21 protein-coding genes and 1 tRNA gene are annotated in these 20,628 nt (G+C 59.9%); 14 read left to right on the top strand and 8 right to left on the bottom strand.

Features of this window, described 5'->3' with window-relative positions:
* Window positions 1-6: 6 nt before the first annotated feature.
* The 3 genes from NL64_RS05940 to NL64_RS05930 all read right to left on the bottom strand — a co-directional run bounded on the left by NL64_RS05940 (window position 7) and on the right by NL64_RS05930 (window position 1,675).
* Window positions 7-285 carry a hypothetical protein gene (locus NL64_RS05940; RefSeq protein ID WP_034147220.1) on the bottom strand — a complete coding sequence of 93 codons (279 nt, stop codon included), beginning with the start codon at window positions 283-285 and terminating at the stop codon, window positions 7-9.
* A 159-nt stretch (window positions 286-444) separates the two neighbouring features.
* Window positions 445-1,260 carry a DUF1206 domain-containing protein gene (locus NL64_RS05935; protein WP_034147219.1) on the bottom strand — a complete coding sequence of 272 codons (816 nt, stop codon included), beginning with the start codon at window positions 1,258-1,260 and terminating at the stop codon, window positions 445-447.
* Window positions 1,261-1,587: 327 nt separating this feature from the next.
* Window positions 1,588-1,675: transfer RNA gene (locus tag NL64_RS05930), tRNA-Ser, on the bottom strand.
* A gap of 123 nt (window positions 1,676-1,798) precedes the next feature.
* Between NL64_RS05930 and NL64_RS05925 the strand changes: the two genes are divergently transcribed.
* On the top strand, window positions 1,799-2,470 hold the full coding sequence (locus tag NL64_RS05925; RefSeq protein ID WP_034147218.1) for a Bax inhibitor-1/YccA family protein: 672 nt from the start codon (window positions 1,799-1,801) through the stop codon (window positions 2,468-2,470).
* Between the two features lie 67 nt (window positions 2,471-2,537).
* On the opposite strand, the gene NL64_RS05920 is transcribed toward NL64_RS05925, so the two are convergent.
* Entirely contained in the window at window positions 2,538-2,975 is a 438-nt protein-coding gene (locus NL64_RS05920) for an Lrp/AsnC family transcriptional regulator (protein ID WP_034147217.1), read from the bottom strand.
* A 136-nt stretch (window positions 2,976-3,111) separates the two neighbouring features.
* Between NL64_RS05920 and NL64_RS05915 the strand changes: the two genes are divergently transcribed.
* The gene (locus NL64_RS05915) at window positions 3,112-4,005 is read left to right on the top strand and encodes a DMT family transporter (protein ID WP_034147216.1); all 894 of its coding nucleotides are present in this window, start codon (window positions 3,112-3,114) and stop codon (window positions 4,003-4,005) included.
* A 7-nt stretch (window positions 4,006-4,012) separates the two neighbouring features.
* Here the strand turns inward: NL64_RS05915 and NL64_RS05910 are convergent, their stop codons facing one another.
* Together NL64_RS05910 and NL64_RS05905 are read right to left on the bottom strand one after the other, a co-directional pair.
* Entirely contained in the window at window positions 4,013-5,050 is a 1,038-nt protein-coding gene (locus NL64_RS05910; protein WP_034147215.1) for an FUSC family protein, read from the bottom strand.
* 47 nt (window positions 5,051-5,097) lie between these two features.
* Complete coding sequence (locus NL64_RS05905) at window positions 5,098-6,723, bottom strand: NADP-dependent glyceraldehyde-3-phosphate dehydrogenase (protein ID WP_034147214.1); 1,626 nt, start codon at window positions 6,721-6,723, stop codon at window positions 5,098-5,100.
* 248 nt (window positions 6,724-6,971) lie between these two features.
* Here NL64_RS05905 and NL64_RS05900 point away from each other — a divergent pair, with 248 nt between their 5' ends.
* The 9 genes from NL64_RS05900 (at window position 6,972) to NL64_RS05860 (ending at window position 15,517) form a co-directional block, all read left to right on the top strand.
* A complete protein-coding gene (locus NL64_RS05900; RefSeq protein WP_034147213.1) occupies window positions 6,972-7,859 on the top strand; it encodes a Dyp-type peroxidase in 888 nt (295 codons plus the stop codon).
* A 257-nt stretch (window positions 7,860-8,116) separates the two neighbouring features.
* Entirely contained in the window at window positions 8,117-8,869 is a 753-nt protein-coding gene (locus NL64_RS05895; protein ID WP_034147212.1) for a GntR family transcriptional regulator, read from the top strand.
* Window positions 8,866-10,596 carry a fumarate reductase/succinate dehydrogenase flavoprotein subunit gene (locus tag NL64_RS05890; protein ID WP_034147211.1) on the top strand — a complete coding sequence of 577 codons (1,731 nt, stop codon included), beginning with the start codon at window positions 8,866-8,868 and terminating at the stop codon, window positions 10,594-10,596. The genes NL64_RS05895 and NL64_RS05890 overlap by 4 nt, the downstream gene beginning before the upstream one ends.
* A gap of 26 nt (window positions 10,597-10,622) precedes the next feature.
* Window positions 10,623-10,868 carry a 4Fe-4S dicluster domain-containing protein gene (locus NL64_RS05885; RefSeq protein WP_008060065.1) on the top strand — a complete coding sequence of 82 codons (246 nt, stop codon included), beginning with the start codon at window positions 10,623-10,625 and terminating at the stop codon, window positions 10,866-10,868.
* Window positions 10,869-11,104: 236 nt separating this feature from the next.
* Window positions 11,105-12,511: an ABC transporter substrate-binding protein gene (locus NL64_RS05880; protein WP_034147210.1), complete on the top strand. Its 1,407-nt coding sequence runs from the start codon at window positions 11,105-11,107 to the stop codon at window positions 12,509-12,511.
* A 135-nt stretch (window positions 12,512-12,646) separates the two neighbouring features.
* Window positions 12,647-13,429, top strand: coding sequence for an ABC transporter permease (locus NL64_RS05875; RefSeq protein WP_034147209.1), 783 nt, complete (start codon window positions 12,647-12,649; stop codon window positions 13,427-13,429).
* On the top strand, window positions 13,429-14,277 hold the full coding sequence (locus NL64_RS05870) for an ABC transporter ATP-binding protein (RefSeq protein WP_034147208.1): 849 nt from the start codon (window positions 13,429-13,431) through the stop codon (window positions 14,275-14,277). The genes NL64_RS05875 and NL64_RS05870 overlap by 1 nt, the downstream gene beginning before the upstream one ends.
* On the top strand, window positions 14,274-15,236 hold the full coding sequence (locus tag NL64_RS05865) for a HEAT repeat domain-containing protein (RefSeq protein WP_034147207.1): 963 nt from the start codon (window positions 14,274-14,276) through the stop codon (window positions 15,234-15,236). Before NL64_RS05870 ends, NL64_RS05865 begins: the two co-directional genes overlap by 4 nt.
* Window positions 15,233-15,517 carry a DUF971 domain-containing protein gene (locus NL64_RS05860; protein WP_034147206.1) on the top strand — a complete coding sequence of 95 codons (285 nt, stop codon included), beginning with the start codon at window positions 15,233-15,235 and terminating at the stop codon, window positions 15,515-15,517. Before NL64_RS05865 ends, NL64_RS05860 begins: the two co-directional genes overlap by 4 nt.
* Window positions 15,518-15,628: 111 nt before the next feature.
* On the opposite strand, the gene NL64_RS05855 is transcribed toward NL64_RS05860, so the two are convergent.
* Together NL64_RS05855 and NL64_RS05850 are read right to left on the bottom strand one after the other, a co-directional pair.
* Window positions 15,629-16,366, bottom strand: coding sequence for a TorF family putative porin (locus tag NL64_RS05855; RefSeq protein ID WP_034147205.1), 738 nt, complete (start codon window positions 16,364-16,366; stop codon window positions 15,629-15,631).
* Between the two features lie 100 nt (window positions 16,367-16,466).
* Window positions 16,467-18,209 (bottom strand): amidohydrolase, encoded by a 1,743-nt coding sequence (locus NL64_RS05850; protein ID WP_034147204.1) that lies wholly within the window; start codon window positions 18,207-18,209, stop codon window positions 16,467-16,469.
* A 103-nt stretch (window positions 18,210-18,312) separates the two neighbouring features.
* Here NL64_RS05850 and NL64_RS05845 point away from each other — a divergent pair, with 103 nt between their 5' ends.
* The 3 genes from NL64_RS05845 (at window position 18,313) to imuA (ending at window position 20,623) form a co-directional block, all read left to right on the top strand.
* Entirely contained in the window at window positions 18,313-19,245 is a 933-nt protein-coding gene (locus NL64_RS05845; protein WP_034147203.1) for a LysR family transcriptional regulator, read from the top strand.
* A gap of 143 nt (window positions 19,246-19,388) precedes the next feature.
* Window positions 19,389-20,006, top strand: a complete 618-nt coding sequence (gene lexA, locus NL64_RS05840) for a transcriptional repressor LexA (RefSeq protein WP_034147202.1) — start codon at window positions 19,389-19,391, stop codon at window positions 20,004-20,006.
* The gene (gene imuA, locus NL64_RS05835) at window positions 20,006-20,623 is read left to right on the top strand and encodes a translesion DNA synthesis-associated protein ImuA (protein ID WP_034147201.1); all 618 of its coding nucleotides are present in this window, start codon (window positions 20,006-20,008) and stop codon (window positions 20,621-20,623) included. Before lexA ends, imuA begins: the two co-directional genes overlap by 1 nt.
* Window positions 20,624-20,628 lie beyond the last annotated feature (5 nt).

Raw genomic sequence — 20,628 nt, 5'->3', positions numbered from 1 at the left:
TCACCCTCAATAAACTTGGTTGCGGTGTGTCAGCATCAGTTTCACCTTGGTTTTGTAAGCAAGTTTGCCTTCGGCATCCGAAAAAACATGGTCGATGTCTACGACTCGATATTCCTCCTCCTCGGAGGCAGTTCTGTCTCTTGCAACTTCAAGGCCTAGAAGATTGAAACGGTCACCTATCGACACAGCTGGGAAGGGCGTTGTTGCTTGAGCGCTCCAAACTGGGGCATTAGTGAAAGACACCTCGTAGATCTCGAAATAGTACTCAATTGGCTGAGCGCTCATAAAACCTCCTCACACTGGTTTGCTGACGAAAACAGGCAATTCATCAATATCTGATTGTTGCCCGAATCGGATCGTTCAGTCTGAAGCCAAAAATCCAGACGTTTTTCCTGGAATCCAGCACCATCCGGCGAGCCTTCCTTCTCCAGCATCTGGTAGCGACTAAGATTGCGGTACCCCAGGCACATCCATGTTTATTTTGCGCCAGGCGGCTTCGGCAAAGCTGTAAACCGAAAAGGCGATCAACCCAAGAGCCATCACCATCAAGATCAAGGCCCCGGCCGGCAGATTCTGGAGCGCATCAAGGGCTTCTTTCATGCCCGGTGGATCCGTTGCTTGATAACGGGAGCCACTGATCGCCAGTAGCAGGGCTATCTTAATAAACACCACGCCTCGGGCTATGAGTCCAAATCGAGATACCGGGCGTATGTAACGCATCACATCTTCGTCAGCCTCGAAGTACTTCTCGAACGACGCCTTCCATCCCTTGATGATGTGAGCAATGCCCACACCTAATGGGACTAGCGCCACGAGGTAGACCACCACGTTTGAGTGATCCCAGGATAAAAGATGCGCCAGTAAATCCTTTGTCTCCCCACCTCCGGAATTGCCTGAACTCCTGACGCCGGTGATGAGTAGGCCCAATGCAAAAAACGCAAGAGCACCGTTAACCAAACCTCCCGCCAATAAACCTGCACGAATCACCAACCCCTTCAGCTTCGTACCGTGATGATCGACGTCGCGAATCGCTTGCAGCACTCGCCACCCGGCGAAGGCCAGCAAACCCGCCACCACTAGCCCGACCAGGACATATCCGAATGGCTGGCTTAACAACGCCTCGAGGCTTTTGTGACTGTCCTTCGGTCTTGTCGAGTCCTGAGCCGCCAGCAGAGCGAAGATACCAATGATCAGATACAGAACACCTCGAGCGGCATATCCGCCCCGAGCGAGTACGACAAGGGTGTGTTGAGCGGACATTGGATTATTTCCGAGGAGTGATACAGGAGCAGACCTATCGCGGGGGAAGGGGTTCGATAAAGGCGAAGTCTTCGCAAACTCAATATGGTTACTCAGGCGATATGAGCAGTCTGAATCGCCAGGCACGGTTTCTGCGTTGTAACGATCTACCAGTTCCAGCAACCCTGATGAGGGTTGGCGGGGCGATGACATGAACTCGCCCAAGGGCCTGCCTCTCGTCGAAAAAAGGGCTTTTTCCAAGGCGTGGGCTGAAGTAGGGGCTTTAAGGTTTTGTTGAAAGCCAGAAACGACAAAGCCCTGAATAATCAGGGCTTTGTCGTATAAAGATGGCGGAGGCGATGGGATTCGAACTCATGGACCTGTTACAGTCGACGGTTTTCAAGACCGTTGCCTTAAACCACTCGGCCACACCTCCGTTTGCGTTGCGGGCGCCATAATACCTGAATGAAACACACTGTCAAACTCTCTGCATAGCTTGTTACAGAGCGTCTGTTATGATCTTTGCGACTGAACGTTTCAAACCAACAGGAGTGTCGCCATGCGCGAACAGGATTACGCAGTTAATAACAGCGTGCAGGCTGAGCAGCTAGAGGTTAGCCGCGTCCTGCGCAACACATACGGCTTGCTCGCCCTGACCCTCGCATTCAGCGGTGTAATGGCTTTCGTTGCCCAGCAGATGCGTGTTGGCTACCCGAATATTTTCGTGGTGCTGATCGGCTTCTACGGTCTTTTCTTCCTCACCAACAAACTCCGTGATTCCGCCTGGGGCCTGGTGTCGGCATTTGCCCTGACCGGTTTCATGGGTTTCCTGCTCGGCCCGATCCTCAACCGTTACCTGGGCATGCAGGGCGGCGCTGAAGTCGTCAGCTCGGCATTCGCGATGACGGCACTGGTGTTCGGCGGCTTGTCGGCCTACGTACTGATCACCCGCAAGGACATGAGCTTCCTCGGTGGTTTCATCACTGCAGGTTTCTTCGTGCTGCTGGGTGCGACGCTGGCGAGCTTCTTCTTCCAGATCAGCGGTCTGCAACTGGCGATCAGCGCAGGTTTCGTGCTGTTTTCCTCGGTCTGCATTCTGTTCCAGACCAGCGCCATCATTCACGGCGGCGAGCGCAACTACATCATGGCGACCATCAGCCTGTATGTATCGATCTACAACCTGTTCATCAGCTTGTTGCAGCTGTTCGGCATCATGAGCCGCGACGACTGATCGTCGGCCATAAGTAAAAAAACCCGCTTCGGCGGGTTTTTTTCGTTCATTGGTTTGGGTACGGCCGCTACGCCATTGGCGGCAACCGCCGTTTCACCGGGGTTTTCTTGACGATTGCCGTGTTGGTTTCAGCGTGGGTGTTGAGGCGGTCGAGCAGGGTGTCCAACTGTTCCATGGAACGCACATGCAGGCGCGCGATGAAGCAGTCGTCGCCCGTCACTTTGTCGCACTCGGTGAATTCCGGGATGGCCTGAATCTGCCGTTCCACTTCCTGCAACTGGCCCGGCAACGGACGGATGCGCACGATGGCCTGGAGCTGATAACCAAAGCACTTGGCGTCGATCTCGACGGTGTAGCCCTTGAGCACGCCACGCTCTTCCAGGCGACGCAGGCGCTCGGCAACGCTGGGCGACGACAGGCCGCTGATTTGCGCCAGGGCCTTGAGCGAGCGCCGTGAGTCTTCCATCAATGCAGTGATCAGCACTTGGTCGATATCATCGGTCATGACGAAAACCTCTATTAGGCAATTTTGCAAAATAGCCTTCGCAATAAAGGCAGATTCCGAGTTTAGCCTGCTTTTTGCGCTGGAGAAGCCCCTCGGCTGATTGGCATACTTTGCCCATAAACAGAGGAGTCTGAAGATGGACAAGATAATACGTCGCGGCTCATTCGAAATGACCGCCGCCATGCTGATCTCCGGGACCATTGGCTGGTTCGTGCTGGTGTCCGGGCAACCGGTGCTGGATGTGGTGTTCTGGCGCTGCCTGTTCGGCGCCGGGACTTTGCTGCTGATATGTGCGGCATTCGGTTTCCTGCGCCCTGGCATTCTGACCCGAACCACCTTCCTGCTGGCCGTGCTCAGCGGCGTGGCGATTGTCGGCAACTGGGTGCTGTTGTTCGCCTCTTATTCGCGCGCTTCGATTGCCATCGGCACGGCAGTTTATAACGTGCAGCCCTTCATGCTGGTGGGACTGGCCGCGGTGTTCCTCAACGAGAAAATCACCTTGCAGAAACTGGCCTGGCTGGGTGTTTCATTTCTTGGGATGCTGGCGATTGTCAGTGCCCATGGCGGGCAGGGCGAGAGTGGCAACGAGTACCTGATCGGCATTGTTCTGGCGCTGGGCGCTGCTTTCCTTTACGCCATTGCCGCGTTGATCATCAAACGCCTGACCGGCACACCGCCGCACCTGATCGCCCTGATTCAGGTCAGCACCGGCGTGTTGTTGCTCGCGCCATTCGCGCACTTTTCGGCATTGCCGCAAGCGCCGAGTGCCTGGGCCAGCCTGGTGACGTTGGGGATCGTCCACACCGGCGTGATGTATGTGTTGCTGTACGGCGCGATCCAGAAACTGCCGACGGCATTGACCGGGGCGTTGTCGTTCATCTACCCGATCGCAGCGATTTTCGTCGACTGGTTCGCCTTTGGCCATCACCTGGAGCCGCTGCAATGGATCGGCGTAGCGGCGATCCTGTTGGCGGCGGCCGGCATGCAACAGGGTTGGAGCCTGAAGTTTCGTCGCTCGATTACCCAGTAAACAGGTGTCAGATGTTCCAGCGGGGCGCAGTCTTCGCCAGTCGCTGGCGCATCTCACCGATGTTGCTGGCCAATTGGCGGATCAACAGTCGATAGCCGTCCAGCGGGTTGTAGATCGGCGCGTCCAACGTGGAGTCCGGCAGTTCCATGGGGCGACTGAGTCGCTGGAACGAGCCGGACTTCAGCGCCCGGGCCATGCCGATCAGTTGCACCCGAATCAACCGATGTTCCGCCTTCAATTCAGATTGCAGACGCGCCATGGCCTCGGGGTCATTGGCGTCAGGTCGAGTGTTGCCAAGAATCTCCAGCGTGCTGACGCACATGCGCAAGTGACGCTGAATGGCATCAAGTTCGGTCATGGAAATCTTCACTTCCTTGGACACTGACGGCATCAGCGACCGTAGCTGCACCATCACCGTATTCAGCCGTCCCATGAGCTTGAGGTGTTCATCGGCGGTGACGGGTTGGCCGTTGATGATCCGCCCGTACACCGTCGCGCAATCACGCAAGGCATCGGCCAGGTTGTAGCGCCAGGAATAGACCGCGTAGAGCGGCAGGGCGAAGGAAAACGCCAGGGCCAAGGCAATGCCGATCAGGATATCGACCCCGCGCCACAGTCCGTCAGACACCTGATTGTCACCGTGGCCCGCGACGATGAACACGGTAATGCCGGCCAGCAGCGCGGTATAGCCACCCTTGCCGATGGCATGGTAGGAGAAAAATCCGCAAATCACCGCCATGGCGAAATAGGTCAACCAAGGCATTCCGAGCCAGGCCTGTTGCACCACCAACGCCAATCCGATTGCCGCCCCGACCAAGGTGCCGATGGCCCGCTCAGCAGCTTTTTTGCCGATATTGCCGTGATGCTGCAAACCGCCGATGACCACGAGCATCGTCACCGACGCCCACTCACCGTGGGGCAGGTGGATGCCGGTGGTCAGCAGGATAGAGGCGAGCAATCCGAGCGATACCCGTACCGCGTGGATCACTTTGGCGTGGCGATAGCGCCGGTACGGATCCAGCAACGGACGCAGTAGCCGGCGCATTAACGGTGGCAGGCGATGAGCTGTCGATGTGTTCAGGCCTGGTCTCCTCAGAAGATGTAATCGGTGGTCAGGAAACTCGAACTACGACCGCTGATGATTTCGCTGATCAGGTCCTTGTTGGTCTCCTGGAACTTGGTCGCCACCAATGTCCGAATTGAAAACACCCGCAACGCGTCATGCACCGACAAGGTGCCCTCGGCGGAGTTTTTGCGGCCGTTGAACGGATAGGTGTCAGGGCCGCGCTGGCACTGGGCGTTGAGGTTGATTCGTCCGACCTGATTGGCGAAGGTGTCGACCAATCGGCCAACCGCCACGGGATTGGTGCCGAAGATGCTCAACTGCTGGCCGAAGTCAGATTCCAGGACGTAATCGATGACGGTGTCCAGATGCCGATACGGCACGATCGGCACCACCGGACCGAACTGTTCTTCCTGGTAGACGCGCATCTGTGGGTTCACTGGGTACAACACCGCCGGGTAGAAAAAAGATGCGCGGGCTTCGCCACCGTTGGGGTTCACCACTTTTGCGCCTTTGCCGATGGCGTCCGCCACCAGCGCGTGCAGGTAATCGACCTTGCCCGATTCCGGCAGCGGCGTCAGGGCCACGCCGCTGTCCCACGGCATGCCGGGTTTGAGCGTGGCGAGTTTGGCGTTGAATTTTTCGATGAAGGCGTCAACAACGTCTTCATGGACAAAGAGTATTTTCAACGCCGTGCAGCGCTGGCCGTTGAACGACAGAGAACCGGTGACCGCTTCGTTGACCGCGTTATCCAGATCCACCTCCGGCAGGACGATGCCGGGGTTCTTTGCATCCAGGCCCAGTGCCGCGCGCAAGCGGTGAGGTTTTGGATGGAGTTTCTTCAGGTCGCTGGCAGCCTTGTTGGTGCCGATAAACGCAAAAATATCGATTTTGCCGCTGGCCATCAGCGCGCTGACGGTCTCGCGACCGCTGCCGTAGATCACGTTGATCACCCCGGCCGGGAAGCTGTCGCGAAACGCTTCCAGCAGTGGCCGGATCAGCAGCACGCCGAGTTTCGCCGGTTTGAACACCACGGTGTTGCCCATGATCAGTGCCGGGATCAGCGTGGTGAAGGTTTCGTTCAGCGGGTAGTTGTAAGGGCCCATGCACAACGCCACGCCCAGTGGTACGCGACGGATCTGGCCGAGGGTGTCCTGCTCCAGCTCGAAACGGCTGGAGCGGCGGTCGAGTTCCTTGAGGGCGTTGATGGTGTCGACGATGTAATCGCAGGTGCGGTCGAACTCTTTCTCCGAGTCCTTGAGGTTCTTGCCGATTTCCCACATCAGCAACTTGACCACCGCCTCGCGCTGTTCGCGCATGTGCTTGAGGAAGGTTTCGACGTGCTGGATCCGCTCGGCCACGCGCATGGTCGGCCATAAACCCTGGCCGCGGTCATAGGCACGCACGGCGGCGTCGAGGGCGGTCAATGCGGTTTCCGCGTCCAGCAGCGGCGTGCTGCCCAGGATCACTTGTTCGTCGCCGTTGGCGCCGCTGAGGTACACCGGGCTACGGACCTGGGCGAGGGGGCCGGGCCAGGTTTTCAGGACGCCATCGACCAGGTATTCACGCTGTTCGGTCGGGCCGTCGAGCCGGTATTTTTCCGGGATGCTGCCGGCCTCGGGAAACAGGTTGCCAAGGATATTCGCTGTAGTCATTTCGCTACCCCGTGTGAGATGTCAGCCGTGTGCTGGTTGGATTGCGCTTCAAGGGTTATACGCCTTAATGACTCGATTTTTTACGTCAATCGAGCGGCGACAGGCAGGGCAGAGGGGTTGAGGAACTGAATCTTGTGCCTCAAGCGTAGACCGCTTTGCCCGGTTCTTGTAACCGGACTTTTTTGACCTGAGCCCAGACAATGGCCGGTGCTGCGGTTAAACTTGGCGCACTTTCTTAAGGAGTTCATATGAGTCATTACCAGCCGGGCATTCTCGCCACCCCCGTTCCGCCTCACGCCCGTCATATGTTCTTCGCCCTCGAATCCGCTGCGGCACTGCCGGCCGCGCTCGACAAATTGATGCAACTGGTGGATGGCAAGTTGGCCGTGGTTGGCTTCGGTGAATCCCTGGTCAAAGCCCTGGACGGCAACATTGAAGGGCTGCGCGCGTTCCCGGCGCTGACTGGCGTGGGCGTAGATAACCCGTCGACCCAACACGCGCTGTGGTGCTGGTTGCACGGTGTGGACCGTGGCGAGTTGCTTAATCGCAGCAATGCCTATGAAGCAGCATTGGCGCCGGCCTTTCGTTTGGTGCAGGTGACAGAAGGCTTCCGCCACCGCGACGGCCACGACCTGACCGGCTACGAAGACGGCACCGAGAACCCACGCGACGAAGCCGCCGAATCTGCCGCGCTGGTGGCTGAAGGCGCTGACGGCATGGTCGGTGGCAGCTTTGCCGCGATCCAGCAATGGCAGCATGACCTCAAGGGTTTCCACGCGATGCCGTCCCATGAAACCGACGACATCATGGGCCGTCGCCTGAGCGACAACGAAGAGCTCGACGACGCGCCGATCTCCGCCCACGTCAAACGCACCGCCCAGGAAAGCTTCGCGCCCGAGGCGTTCATCGTCCGTCGTTCGATGCCGTGGATCGAAGACGATCGCGCCGGCCTGATGTTCCTTGCGTTCGGTTTCTCGCTTGACGCTTTCGAAGTCCAGTTGCGCCGCATGAGCGGTCTGGAAGACGGTGTCACCGACGGTTTGTACCGAATCAGCCGGCCGATTACCGGTGGTTATTACTGGTGCCCGCCGCTCAAGGATGGTCATCTGGATCTGCGTGCACTGCGCATCGGCTGACATGCTTTTGTGGCGAGGGAGCTTGCTCCCGCTGGGCGGCGAAGCGGCCCCAAAACCGGCAAAACGCACCGCATCTGATAAATCGCGTGCATTGGGTTTACGACTGCTGCGCAGCCGAGCGGGAGCAAGCTCCCTCGCCACAGGTGTTTCAGCGCTCGGCTGATTGTCGGCTCTAACCTTATGCTCAAACAGTATTTCTCAAGCCGATCTTTAGAACTCTAAGATCACGTCATAACTCGTTATGACAAGTGATCCTCATGACCGATAACGTTCTATCCCTCAACAGCGTTCCTTTGCATACCCAACTAAGGGATGTGCTTCGCGCGCGCATCCTCGACGGCGAATACCCGCAAGACAGCCAGATGCCTTCCGAAAGCGAGCTTGGCGCGCTGTTCAAGGTCAGCCGCATCACCGTGCGCCAGGCACTCGGCGATCTGCAAAAGGAAGGGTTGATCTTCAAGATCCACGGCAAAGGCACCTTCGTCGCCAAGCCGAAAACCTTCCAGAACGTCAGCACCCTGCAAGGCCTGGCCGAGTCCATGACCGGGCGCGGCTACGAGGTGATCAACCGTCTGCGCAGCTTTAAATTCATTGCCGCCGACAAACTGGTCGCCGAGCGTTTGCAGGTTGCTGAAGGCGAGACCGTAGCGCAGATCAAACGCGTGCGTTTGATCAACCGCGAGCCGATATCGCTGGAGATCACCTACCTGCCCAAAGCCATTGGCGAACGGCTGGAGAAGGCTGATCTGGTCACCCGCGACATCTTCCTGATCCTCGAAAACGACTGCGGTCTGGCCCTGGGTCACGCCGACCTGGCCATCGATGCCGTACTGGCCGACGCCGACCTGACCCAAGCGCTGAACGTCGAACCCGGCTCGCCGATCATGCGCATCGAGCGTCTGACCCACGATGCAAACGGCCAGCCCGTGGACTTCGAACACCTTTACTACCGTGGCGATGCTTTCCAGTACCGCCTGCGGATCGACCGGCAAAAAGGGGATCAGGCATGACCCGAGCGACTCTCGAACAGGAATACGACATCGTCGTGATCGGTGGCGGCACCGCCGGGCCCATGGCGGCGATCAAGGCCAAGGAGCGCAACCGCGATCTGCGGGTGTTGCTGATCGACAAGGCCAACGTCAAGCGCAGCGGCGCGATCAGCATGGGCATGGACGGCCTGAACAACGCGATCATTCCCGGGCACTCGACACCGGAGCAGTACACCAAGGAAATCACCATCGCCAACGACGGCATCGTCAATCAGGCGGCGGTCTACGCCTACGCCACCCACAGCTTCGAAACCATCGAGCAACTGGACCGCTGGGGCGTGAAATTCGAGAAGGACGAAACCGGTGACTACGCGGTGAAAAAGGTCCACCACATGGGCGCCTATGTGCTGCCGATGCCGGAAGGGCACGACATCAAGAAAGTCCTGTATCGCCAGTTGAAGCGGGCGCGGGTGAGCATCACCAATCGACTGGTGTGCACCCGTTTGCTGACGGATGAAGAGGGCGCGGTCAACGGTGTGATGGGCTTCGATTGCCGCACGGCGGACTTCCACGTGATCAAGGCTAAGGCAGTGATCCTCGCCTGCGGTGCGGCCGGGCGTTTGGGCCTGCCGTCCTCGGGTTACCTGATGGGCACCTACGAAAACCCGACCAATGCCGGCGACGGCTACGCCATGGCGTACCACGCCGGGGCCGAGCTGGCGAACCTGGAATGCTTCCAGATCAACCCGCTGATCAAGGACTACAACGGCCCGGCCTGCGCCTACGTCACCGGTCCATTGGGCGGCTATACCGCCAACAACAAGGGCGAGCGCTTCATCGAGTGCGACTACTGGAGCGGGCAGATGATGTGGGAGTTCCACCAGGAACTCGAAAGCGGCAATGGTCCGGTGTTCCTCAAGCTCGATCACCTGGCCGAGGAAACCATCCAGAACATTGAAGAAATCCTGCACAGCAACGAGCGCCCGAGTCGCGGCCAGTTCCACGCCAATCGCGGCACCGACTACCGCACGCAGATGGTCGAGATGCACATCTCGGAGATCGGTTTTTGCAGCGGGCATTCGGCGTCGGGGGTGTGGGTCAACGAGAAGGCCGAGACTTCGGTCAAGGGTTTGTACTCGGCCGGCGACATGGCGGCGGTGCCGCACAACTACATGCTCGGCGCGTTCACCTATGGCTGGTTTGCGGGCAATAACGCGGCAGATTTTGTCGCTGACCGCGAGTTTTCAGTGCTGGATGCCCGGCAGATCGAAACCGAAAAAAAACGGGTCTACGCGCCGCTGGATCGCGAGCATGGACTGCCACCGGCTCAGGTCGAGTACAAGCTGCGTCGCTTCGTCAACGACTACCTGCAACCGCCGAAAGTGACCAAGAAGATGCAAATCGGCCTGCAACGCTTCAGCGATATCCAGCGCGATCTCGATCAGATCAAGGCCCACAACGCCCATGAGCTGATGCGCGCCATGGAAGTCAGCATGATCCGCGATTGTGCGGAAATGGCTGCAAGGGCTTCGCTGTTCCGCGCGGAAAGTCGTTGGGGGCTTTACCACTATCGGGTCGATCATCCACAGCGCAATGACAGCGACTGGTTCTGCCATTGCCACCTGAAGAAGGGCGAAAACGGCCTGATGACCAGTTTCAAGAAAGCCGTCGAGCCTTACATCATCCCGCTGGATGCCGAAGAAATGCAGGCCTACGACCGGTTGCGGGTCGGTGCCGATGCGGCTTGAAGCCGTCCACAAAAGAGAGACCGAACATGGCCTATCAACCCCAGGAAATCTTTTTCCGCTCCAACGCGCCGGTCACGGTCGACGAGGACCTGTGCATCGCTCACAAAGGCTGCACCGTATGCGTCGACGTTTGCCCGATGGACTTGCTGGCGATCAACCCGGCCACGCAAAAGGCCTACATGGCGTTCGATGAATGTTGGTACTGCATGCCGTGTGAAAAGGACTGCCCGACCGGGGCGGTGAAAGTGGATATCCCTTATTTATTGCGTTGAATGACAGGACGCCATCGCTGGCAAGCCAGCTCCCACAGGGATTTGCAGTGGGGTACAGATTTGGCAGGCACCAGAGAATTTTGTGGGAGCTGGCTTGCCAGCGATGAGGCCAGGCCAGACAACCCAAAAAGCTACCCGATAACCCCGGACGCTTGCTTCAAGACACCCCTCGTTTCCCACCACGCCCTGATCGTGGCGGAGACGAACATCCTATAAATGATTCGAGGGGATTCACCATGTTATTGCGTGCAGCATTTGCCGGTCTGGTACTGGCCTCATTCACCTTGTCGGCCTCGGCCGAAACCATCCGTATCGCCATCGGCACCCAGGACACCACGATCAACTGCGCCGCCGGCGGTTTGTTGATTCGGGAACTGGGCCTGCTGGACAAATACCTGCCCCACGACGGCCAATACAAAGACGCCAAATACGACATCGAGTGGAAGAACTTCACCAGTGGCGCGCCGCTGACCAACGAGATGGTGGCCGGCAAACTCGACTTCGGCGCGATGGCCGATTTCCCCGGTTCGTTCAACGGCGTGGCGTTCGAAACCGCCGGCAAGCACAGCCTGTTTATCAGCGTGCTTTCAGGCAGTACCAAGGGCAGTGGCAATGGCATCGTGGTGCCGAGCGCCTCGGGTGTGCAGTCGTTGGCGGAGCTGAAAGGCAAGACCATTTCCGTGCCGTTCGCCTCGACTGCCCATGGCATGTTGCTGCGTGCGGTGGCGGCCCAGGGTTGGGATCCGCTGAAGGACGTGAACATCATCGCCCAGCCACCGGAAGTCGCCGGTTCCGCGTTGCAGGCCGGGAAAATCGATGCTCATGCCGACTTTGTGCCGTTCGCCGAGCTGTTCCCGAGCCGGGGTTTCGCCCGCAAGATTTATGACGGCTCCCAGGCGGGCGCGCCGACCTTCCATGGTGCGCTGGTGGATCAGAGCTACGCGAAAAAGTACCCGGAGATCGTCGTCGCCTATCTTCGTGCGAGCATCGAAGCCAACCAGTTGCTCGCCGCCGAACCGGAGAAGTACAGCGAACTGATCGCCAAAGTCACCGGGGTGGATGCCGAGGTCAATTACCTGTTCCACGGTCCGCTCGGCGTACAGACCCGCGACCTGAGCTGGAAACCGGAATACCGCCAGGCCGTCGGCACCGCCATCGACACCCTCAAGCTGTTGAAAAAGGCTGATCGCGGTCTCGACCTGAATACCTTCATCGACGACCAGTACATCCGCGCCGCCTTCAAAGCCTCGAACCTCGACTACAGCGCGCAACTGGCCAACTACGCACAGACGCCACTCAAAGCCGTCGATGCCGCCAGTGGCAAAGCCATCACTGACTTCAGCCACGTGGCCGAGATCTGGGTGCGCGGCGAGCCGAAAGTCCGCCAGTACGCTTCAGCGGAAGAGGCATTCTCTGCGTTGGCTGCCCTGAAGCAGGAAGGCAAAAACATTCGCGCGGTGTACGCCCAGGCCAGTGACAGCGGCATCAAGTTGCTGGCGGATCAGGCGTGGTTCGCCAGTGATGCGAAAGGCCGGCTCAGCGCATTCCTGCTCAAAGGCCAGGCCCAGCAATTCGCCACGGCCCAGGGCGGCAAGGTGTTCGACTTCACCGATGCCACCACGCAGGCCGTGGCCGTTCGCTAACCCACGTTCACCGCAACCACCTGTTGCCGAAGGCTGCGATCTTTTGGCGGCTTCAAATACGCCGAAGATCAAGATCAAAAGATCGCAGCCTTCGGCAGCTCCTACAGGTGAAGTGGTCGCCATTGGAAATTTTGTATGTCTGGATCATTTTTACGCTGGATTCCAAGGGCCGCATCCTTGCTGCTCTGCCTAATATTCTGGCAACTCGCCGCCAGCCATCACTGGAACCTCGGCCTGGTGACGTTCGCCAACGTGCCGACCCCGCTTGCGGTGATTGAAGCCGCGCTCGGCCTCGGCGACTCCGGCAAACTCGCTCAGCATCTGGGCAGCAGCCTCAGCCGGGTCTTCGCCGGTTACCTTGCGGCGCTGGTCATCGGCGTTGCCCTGGGCGTGGCGATCGGCCGCTCGAAATGGGCCGAAGATTTACTGCTGCCGCCTCTGGAGGTGCTGCGCCCGATCCCGGCAGTCGCCTGGATACCCTTGGCGATCCTGATGTTCCCGTCGTCAGAGCTGTCGATGGTCTTCATCACCTTCACCGGCGCGTTGTTCCCGATCCTGCTCAACACCGTGCACGGCGTCGAAGGCGTCGATCCACGGCTGATCGCCTCGGCGAAAAGCCTCGGGGCAGGGCGGCGGGCGATTCTGCTGGAAGTGATTCTGCCGGGGGCCGCGCCGAGCATCATCACCGGCCTCGCCATCGGCATGGGCACCTCGTGGTTCTGCCTGGTGACCGCCGAAATGATCTCCGGCCAATACGGCATTGGCTATTACACCTGGGAGTCCTACACCATCCAGAACTACGCCGACATCGTCGTCGGCATGTTGCTGATCGGTGTCCTCGGAATGGGCAGCAGTCTGCTGATCAAACGCCTGGGCGGGTTGTTCACACCCTGGCATCGACTACGAGGAAAAGCCTGATGAGCGTTTTTCAACACCCGGAAGGGCGCATCGATATTCGCGGTTTGTCGATCAGCCTGGGCGAGGGCAGCGCCGCGTTCGAAGCGGTGCAGGGCCTCGATTGCCAGATCGAGCCGGGACAGTTCGTGTGCATTCTCGGACCATCCGGCTGCGGTAAATCCACCTTGCTCGGCGCGTTGGCCGGGCATCTGACCACCTACACCGGGACCCTGAATGTCGACGGTGCAAAAGTCTCGGGACCTTCGCCGCAACGCGGCATGGTGTTCCAGCATCACACGCTGTTCCCTTGGCGAACCGTGCGTGACAACGTCGCTTTCGGCCTGAAAATGCGCGGCATCGGCAAGGCCGAGCGGCATAAAGCGGCTGATGAAATCCTCGCTCTGGTCGGCCTCGAAGGCTTCGCCGAGCGTTGGCCGGATCAGTTGTCCGGCGGCATGCAGCAGCGGGTGGAAATTGCCCGGGTGCTGGTCAATCGCCCTCGGCTGTTGCTGATGGACGAGCCGTTCGGCGCTCTCGATGCCTTGACCCGTTTGAACATGCAGGAACTGTTGCTGGACATCTGGACGCGGATTCGCACCACCGTGGTGTTCGTTACCCATGACATCGACGAAGCGCTGTTCCTCGCCGATCGCCTGCTGGTGATGAGTTCGCGCCCCGGCCGGATCATCGAAGACCTGCGCCTCGACTTCCCCCGGCCACGCACCACCGAACTGGTGACCAGCCATGAGTTCTCCCGTTTGAAGCGTCACTGCCTCGAATTACTGCGTCACGAAGACGGTCGGCAATTACCGCGCCTGAACCCTCTCGGACTTCCCCCTGAAAACAAACTGCCGCGATTTGCCCTATGACCTCACTATTCGATGTAACCGACAACGACGACATTCTTGCCCTGCAACCGCGCCTGACCGATGAAGATGCCGGCGTGCGCCGCATCGCGCTGATCGACTTGGCTGACCTGGAAGAACCGGATGGCCTGCTGTGGCTGGTCAATCGACTGGCCGAGGATCCGGCTGAAGAGGTCCGCGCCGAAGCCGCGCGCTTGCTGGAAGCCTGGGAGGATGAGCCTGTGGTCGAAGCGCTGTGTCAGGCGCTGACCGATCCATCCGCAGCGGTGCAAGCCGCCGCCGCGCAAAGCCTCAGCCTGCTCAAGAGCGAAGCAGCGGGCAGGGTGATCCTGCCGTGGACAGCGCATGCCGATATCGGTGTGCGCATCGCGGCGTTCAGGGCGTTGCGCGAGTTGCGCTATCCAGAAGCGGCTTCGGCGGCGCTTGTGGCGTTGGGCGATCAGGACGCCAACGTCCGCCGTGAAGCGGTCGGTGTGCTGGGTTGGCTGAAACAGCTGGATGCCTTGCCGGCGCTGGCGCGATTGGCCAGCGCTGATCCGGACACCGAAGTCCGTCGCGCTGCGACTGGCGCGCTCGGTCTGGCGTCTGATGCACACGTTTTGCCGGCCCTGCGACAGGCGCTACAGGACCAGGCCTGGCAAGTGCGCGAAGAAGCGGCCACCACGCTGGGCAAAGTCGGACAGGTCGACGCCGGCCCGGCCCTGGTCGAAGCCTTGAGCGACGATTACTGGCAAGTTCGCCTGCGTGCCACTCGCAGCCTCGGTCGCTTGCGTTACGTTCCGGCCCTCGACGCGCTGATCGAAACCCTCGGCCACCGCATCAGCAACCTGCGCAAGGAAGCCGCCCTGGCCCTCGGCGAACTGAATGAAAAAGGTGCCATCGCGCCATTACTCGCCGCGCAAGACGACGGCGACCCGGAAGTGCGCAAAGCCGTGCGCATTGCCTTGAGTCAGCTGCAATGAACCCGGTGTCGGTGGGTAATTCCCGGAGCCAACAGCAGCTTCGATTGAACTGGCCGGATGGTCGCGAACAGCGGCTGGATCACGTGGAGTTGCGGCGCCAGTGTCCGTGTTCGCAGTGTCGGGCGTTTCGGTTGCAGGGGATGCCGCCGTTGGTGGATTCACGGGTTCAGGTGATCGAAGTGAATTCACAGGGCTACGGCTTGCAACTGGTGTTCAGCGACGGCCACGAACGCGGGATTTATCCTTGGCCCTACCTCTCCAGCCTGACCGGAACCCTGTAGGAGCTGACGAGTGAAACGAGGCTGCGATCTTTTGACTTTGGCTTTTAAAAGCAAGATCAAAAGATCGCAGCCTCGTTTCACTCGTCAGCTCCTACAGGGGATCTATGGTGATTAGAAGGATTTGCTGATGCTCGCTACCACTGTCGCGCTGCACACATCATCGAAGCCCCAGTTACTGGCGCACTGGCTCTTCGACAAATCGGTGTCGACATAACTCAAGCCCAGCATCACCCCCGCCAGTTCATGGGTCAGCTTGACCTCCCATTCACGGTACGAATCCTCGGCTTCACCCGAGCTCGAATACAGGTGCGGATCCTTGAAGTCCATCAAGCCATAACGCAGTTTCAGTCCCACGTCGTAGGGCAACGCGGTCTCATAACCGACGTAGCTGTAGAGCGAGTTCTGTTCGCTGTCGATACCCGGCGCGTCGTCGGAATAATAGGCCCCGAGTTTCACCCCATACACGCTGAGAATCCCGTAGACCTCGCTCTGATTGAACTGGCTCTCTTTTGGATAGGAATATTTCAGATAGCCCACGTCGAGGCTCACATCATCGGTGGCTTGCCACAACCAACCGGCGTAGTAATCGACCTCCTGACGGGTCTTCAGGCCGCCGCCAAAATCGACGTTGGAACTCCACGCGCCCAGGTACAGGCCGCTGCTGTGGGCCAGGGTGACAGAGCCTTGCAGGGCCGGATCATTTTGGGTTTGTGAGATGCCGCGAGTGCGATAGTCGCTGGCCAAGGTCACATCCATCAGCAACGAAAAGTCATCGTTCAAGGGCACAGCCTGGCTGCTCAAGGGCAGCAAGCTCAAGGAACCGAGGGCGAACAGGGTGAAAGCTTTCATGGGGGATCCCGCTGTTGTGATTGTTATGGGCAGATTTCAGGCAAGGCTGCGCCAGGCCCCGTGTCGGGAAACACGGAGTCGGGCAGTGAAGTGGTTTTTATTAGAGGGTCGGCGCGTAGACCTGACGGCCGGCGAACCAGGTTTGCAGCACTTGGGTGTCGTGCAGGGCTTTCTCATCGACGCTGAACACATCGCGGTCAACCACGATGAAGTCGGCCTGTTTGCCGGCGCTCAGCGAACCGATCTGTTTGTCCAGGCCAATGGTGCGGGCGGCGTTGAGGGTGTAGGCGTAGAACATGGTTTCGCGGTCGATGCGTTCATCGGCGTTCAGTACCCCCAGCGGACCGACCCGAGTCATGGCCTGGGCCATGGCGTTCCACGGGTTCGGCGAAGACACCGGCCAGTCACTGGCCCCGGCGATGGTCGCGCCTTGTTTGAGCAGCGAATGCGCAGGGTACTGGTAACGGAACGCCAGGGCGCTGACGTAAGGCTTGATCATGTCGGTGGTGTAGTCGTCGGCGCTGGCCCACAGCAGTTGCATCGAAGCGATGACGTCGAGCGGTTTGAAGCGCGCGAACTCTTTCGGATTGACGATTTGCAAGTGCGTGATCGAGTGGGTCACGCCGCTCTGCCGGTCCTTGCGCGCCTGGGCGATGCCGTTCAGTGATTCGCGCACCGCACGGTCGCCGATGGCGTGGATGTGCACAAGCCAGCCGCGCTGATCGATGGCGCTGACCAGTTCACCGAAGTGCTTCGGATCGATCAGCAATTCGCCCGGTTTGTGCGAGTTGGTGTACGGGTCGATCATCGCCGCGCTCTGCGCCGGGTACTCGATCACGCCGTCGGCGAAGATCTTGATCCCGGGCAACGTCAGGTTGGGAATGCCCTGGAATTGTTGGCGGACTTTGTCGAGGGTGTCGAGATCGGCGGGAACGCTTTTGCCGTTGGCCACCAGCAGCGCGGCGACGTGAGCGCTCATGCCGCCGCTTTCCGACAGGGCCTTGTACACCGGCAGCACACCGACGGTTTTCTCCGTGGGCTTGAGGGCGAAAATCGGCTCGCCGGGCGCGGCGTTGGCGGCGGGGTCCATCCACGCGGTGATGCCGACGCTGTTGTTGTAGCTCACGGCGGTTTGCGCCGCTTTGAGCATGTCAGCGGCACTCGGTGACGGCATTTTCGAGGCGACCCGGTCCCAACCTGCATCCACCAGAAAACCGTTGGGGCTGCCATCGGCCAGTTTGCCGATGGTGTCCTTCTCGGCGTCCGGCAGGGTTTTCAGCAGCGCCGCATCCACCCCGGCACGTTTGAGCATCACGTTGTTGGCCCACGCCGTGTGGTGGTCGCTGCCCGTGAACACCACGGCGACGTCGGCCCATTCGCCGCTGTTGAATTTCTTGCCCAAGGCTTCGGCCTGCGCCCAGTAAGCCGAGCTCATGCCGGCCACGCTCAGGACATCGCCATGCTTCGCCTTGCCGTCTTCGCGCCAGGCGCGCAGGCGTTTTTCCAGTTCGTCGAGGTCGACCACTTCGTCTTCCATGTTGGCCGAGACCATCTCCAATCCGCCGAAAATCGCGTGGGAATGGCTGTCGATCAGGCCGGGCATCAGGGTCTTGCCGCCCAAGTCGATGACCTTGGTTCCCGTTTCGATCAAGGCCTTGATCTGCGCATCGCTGCCCACTTGCAGCACTTTGCCATCCTGTACCGCCAGGGCCTGGACCTTCGGCTGGTTGCGGTCGGCGGTGAAGATTTTGCCATTGAATAGCACCAGATCGGTCGCCGCCATGGCTTCCAACGAGGCAAAACTCACTGCCACCATCAACAGATTCGGGATGAATCTTTTCATTGAATGTTTCCTTGTTATTGCGTCTGATGGCCAGATTAGTGGCTTGCCGCGCTCGGTAGAACGCCTCACTCGCGAAAAACGTTTTTGCCTGAATGGAAAAAGAATGGACAAGTTGGGTGCACTGAAAATGTTCGTGGTTACGGCGCAACTGGGCAGTTTCAGCCGCGCCGCCGAGCAGTTGGGCAAGACTCCGTCGGCCCTGACCAAAGCGGTCAATCATCTGGAAGCGGAGCTTGGCGCGCGTTTGTTCGAGCGCAGCACCCGGCGGATTTTGCTCACGGAATCCGGGCGGCTTTACCTGGAAACCGCGCGCCAGGTGTTGCAGCGGCTGGACGAGGCCGGTGAGGAAATCGAGCAGTTACAGCATGGCCTGCGCGGCAGCCTGAAAATCACTGCGCCGCTGGCCTATGGGCAGGCTTTTCTCGATCAGGTGTGTGGCGGTTTCCTGGAGCAATACCCGCAAATCAACCTGCAAGTGGACCTGTGCGACGAGTTCGTCAATCTGCTGGAAAGCGGCTACGACCTGGCCTTGCGCGAAGGCCATGATGACTTGCCGGGGCTGATCGCCCGGGTGGTCGGCAGCAATCGCCTGGCGCTGTGTGGCAGTCCGGAATATCTGGCGCGCAAAAATCTGCCGGTCACCCCGCAAACTCTCGATGAGCATGAATGGCTGCTGTATCGCCATCCGTTGCTCAGCCGCGAATTCTGGTGGGCCGAGCGCGACGGCCAGCGCTTGAGCCTGCCGCAACCGCAGTCGCCACGGTTACGCAGCGACAATTACGACCTGCTGCTGGCCAATGCCTTGGCCGGGCGTGGCTTGTTGCACACGCCGCTGTGGAGTGCCGCGCCGTACCTGGCCGATGGGCGACTGGTGCGGCTGATGGCCGACTACGACATTGACCCGGACAGCTTCGGCCCGCATATCCTGGCGGTGTACCCCAGCCATCGGCGGGCCACGGCCAAAGTGCTGGCCTTTATCGATTACATCGCAGGTTTTCTGGAGTCCCGTGGTTTGGGGGCACTCGATCCCCTGTAGGAGCTGTCTCGTGCAACGAGGCTGCGATCCTTTGATCCTGCTCTTTAAAAACAACATCAAAAGATCGCAGCCTCGTTTCACTCGTCAGCTCCTACACCGCTCCGACCACAGGTGCTTGCCAGAAAAATCCGGAAAGAGTACAAATGTACTCCATGACGACTCTCACTCCCCGCCGTACCGCCATCCTGACCTTCATCCGCGAACGCATCGCCGAACACGGTCAGTCCCCGAGCCTCGCTGAAATCAGCGAGGCGTTCGGTTTTGCCTCCCGCAGCGTGGCGCGCAAACATGTGCTGGCGCTGACCGAAGCCGGTTTTATCGAGGTCAACCCGCATCAGGCCCGGGGCATTCGCCTGCTCGGGCAACCACCGCGCCCCGAGCTGCTGGACATCCCGGTACTCGGCCGGGTGGCGGCCGGTGCGCCGATTGGCGCCGATGCCGAAATCCATAGCCGATTGCTGCTTGATCCGTCGATCTTCTCCCGGGTGCCGGACTACATGCTGCGGGTGCGCGGCGACTCGATGATCGAGGACGGCATTCTCGATGGCGATCTGGTGGGCGTGCATCGCAGTCCTGAAGCCGTCAACGGCCAGATTGTCGTGGCGCGCCTCGACGGCGAGGTCACCATCAAACGCTTCGAACGGGTCGGCGACACGGTGCGCCTGTTGCCGCGCAACCCGGCCTATCAGCCGATCATCGTCGAAGGTGACCGCGATCTGGCCATCGAAGGCGTGTTCTGCGGTCTGGTGAGGCAAGGCTGATGGGTGCCGTCGTTGCGCTGGATACGCTGTTCAATGGCGGCCAGGTCTTGAAGGGCCGGCCTGCGCCGCCGGCCGCCAGCCCGCAACCGACCGGGCATGCCGCGCTGGATGCGGCGCTGCCCACGGGCGGCTGGCCGGAAGCGGCCCTGAGCGAAATCCTCCTGGCCGGGCAGGGCGTCGGCGAGTTGCAATTGGTGTGGCCAGCACTGGCGCGACTGTCGGCGGCGGGCGAACGCATCGTCTTGGTGGCGCCGCCGTATGTGCCGTACCCCCAGGCCTGGCAGAGCGCCGGAGTCGATCTGCGTCAGTTGTCGATCATCCAGGCCAGCGAGCGCGATGCGTTGTGGGCGGCGGAACAATGCCTGCGTTCAGGCAGTTGCGGCGCGGTGCTGTGCTGGCCGCACAAGGCTGATGACCGGGCGCTACGGCGCTTGCAGGTGGCGGCGGAAACCGGCTCGACCCTGGCGTTTGCCTATCGCTCGCTCAGTGAAGCGATCAACCCGTCACCGGCGGCCCTGCGCATCGCCATCGATGCCAAACCTGCGCAATTGCGGGTGCTCAAGTGCCGGGGCGGGTTGGCCCGTTCGGCGCCGATTGCCTTTGCCGTGGGGCATTGAGGTTG

This window comes from Pseudomonas fluorescens, from assembly GCF_000802965.1.
GTDB classification, from domain to species: Bacteria; Pseudomonadota; Gammaproteobacteria; order Pseudomonadales; family Pseudomonadaceae; genus Aquipseudomonas; species Aquipseudomonas fluorescens_A.
The sequence above is the reverse complement of the archived record's forward strand: the minus strand, read 5'-3'. Positions and strand labels throughout refer to the sequence as shown.

Bases quoted from the DNA above. Each gene is read 5' to 3' on its own strand.
- NL64_RS05875 (WP_034147209.1), top strand. From the start codon at position 12,647: ATGTCTGGATCATTTTTACGCTGGATTCCAAGGGCCGCATCCTTGCTG.
- NL64_RS05915 (WP_034147216.1), top strand. From the start codon at position 3,112: ATGGACAAGATAATACGTCGCGGCTCATTCGAAATGACCGCCGCCATG.
- NL64_RS05925 (WP_034147218.1), top strand. From the start codon at position 1,799: ATGCGCGAACAGGATTACGCAGTTAATAACAGCGTGCAGGCTGAGCAG.
- NL64_RS05910 (WP_034147215.1), bottom strand. From the start codon at position 5,050: ATGCGCCGGCTACTGCGTCCGTTGCTGGATCCGTACCGGCGCTATCGC.
- NL64_RS05880 (WP_034147210.1), top strand. From the start codon at position 11,105: ATGTTATTGCGTGCAGCATTTGCCGGTCTGGTACTGGCCTCATTCACC.
- NL64_RS05940 (WP_034147220.1), bottom strand. From the start codon at position 285: ATGAGCGCTCAGCCAATTGAGTACTATTTCGAGATCTACGAGGTGTCT.
- NL64_RS05885 (WP_008060065.1), top strand. From the start codon at position 10,623: ATGGCCTATCAACCCCAGGAAATCTTTTTCCGCTCCAACGCGCCGGTC.
- NL64_RS05920 (WP_034147217.1), bottom strand. From the start codon at position 2,975: ATGACCGATGATATCGACCAAGTGCTGATCACTGCATTGATGGAAGAC.
- NL64_RS05870 (WP_034147208.1), top strand. From the start codon at position 13,429: ATGAGCGTTTTTCAACACCCGGAAGGGCGCATCGATATTCGCGGTTTG.
- NL64_RS05935 (WP_034147219.1), bottom strand. From the start codon at position 1,260: ATGTCCGCTCAACACACCCTTGTCGTACTCGCTCGGGGCGGATATGCC.
- NL64_RS05900 (WP_034147213.1), top strand. From the start codon at position 6,972: ATGAGTCATTACCAGCCGGGCATTCTCGCCACCCCCGTTCCGCCTCAC.
- NL64_RS05850 (WP_034147204.1), bottom strand. From the start codon at position 18,209: ATGAAAAGATTCATCCCGAATCTGTTGATGGTGGCAGTGAGTTTTGCC.
- NL64_RS05845 (WP_034147203.1), top strand. From the start codon at position 18,313: ATGGACAAGTTGGGTGCACTGAAAATGTTCGTGGTTACGGCGCAACTG.
- NL64_RS05855 (WP_034147205.1), bottom strand. From the start codon at position 16,366: ATGAAAGCTTTCACCCTGTTCGCCCTCGGTTCCTTGAGCTTGCTGCCC.
- NL64_RS05860 (WP_034147206.1), top strand. From the start codon at position 15,233: ATGAACCCGGTGTCGGTGGGTAATTCCCGGAGCCAACAGCAGCTTCGA.
- NL64_RS05890 (WP_034147211.1), top strand. From the start codon at position 8,866: ATGACCCGAGCGACTCTCGAACAGGAATACGACATCGTCGTGATCGGT.
- NL64_RS05905 (WP_034147214.1), bottom strand. From the start codon at position 6,723: ATGACTACAGCGAATATCCTTGGCAACCTGTTTCCCGAGGCCGGCAGC.
- lexA (WP_034147202.1), top strand. From the start codon at position 19,389: ATGTACTCCATGACGACTCTCACTCCCCGCCGTACCGCCATCCTGACC.
- NL64_RS05895 (WP_034147212.1), top strand. From the start codon at position 8,117: ATGACCGATAACGTTCTATCCCTCAACAGCGTTCCTTTGCATACCCAA.
- NL64_RS05865 (WP_034147207.1), top strand. From the start codon at position 14,274: ATGACCTCACTATTCGATGTAACCGACAACGACGACATTCTTGCCCTG.
- imuA (WP_034147201.1), top strand. From the start codon at position 20,006: ATGGGTGCCGTCGTTGCGCTGGATACGCTGTTCAATGGCGGCCAGGTC.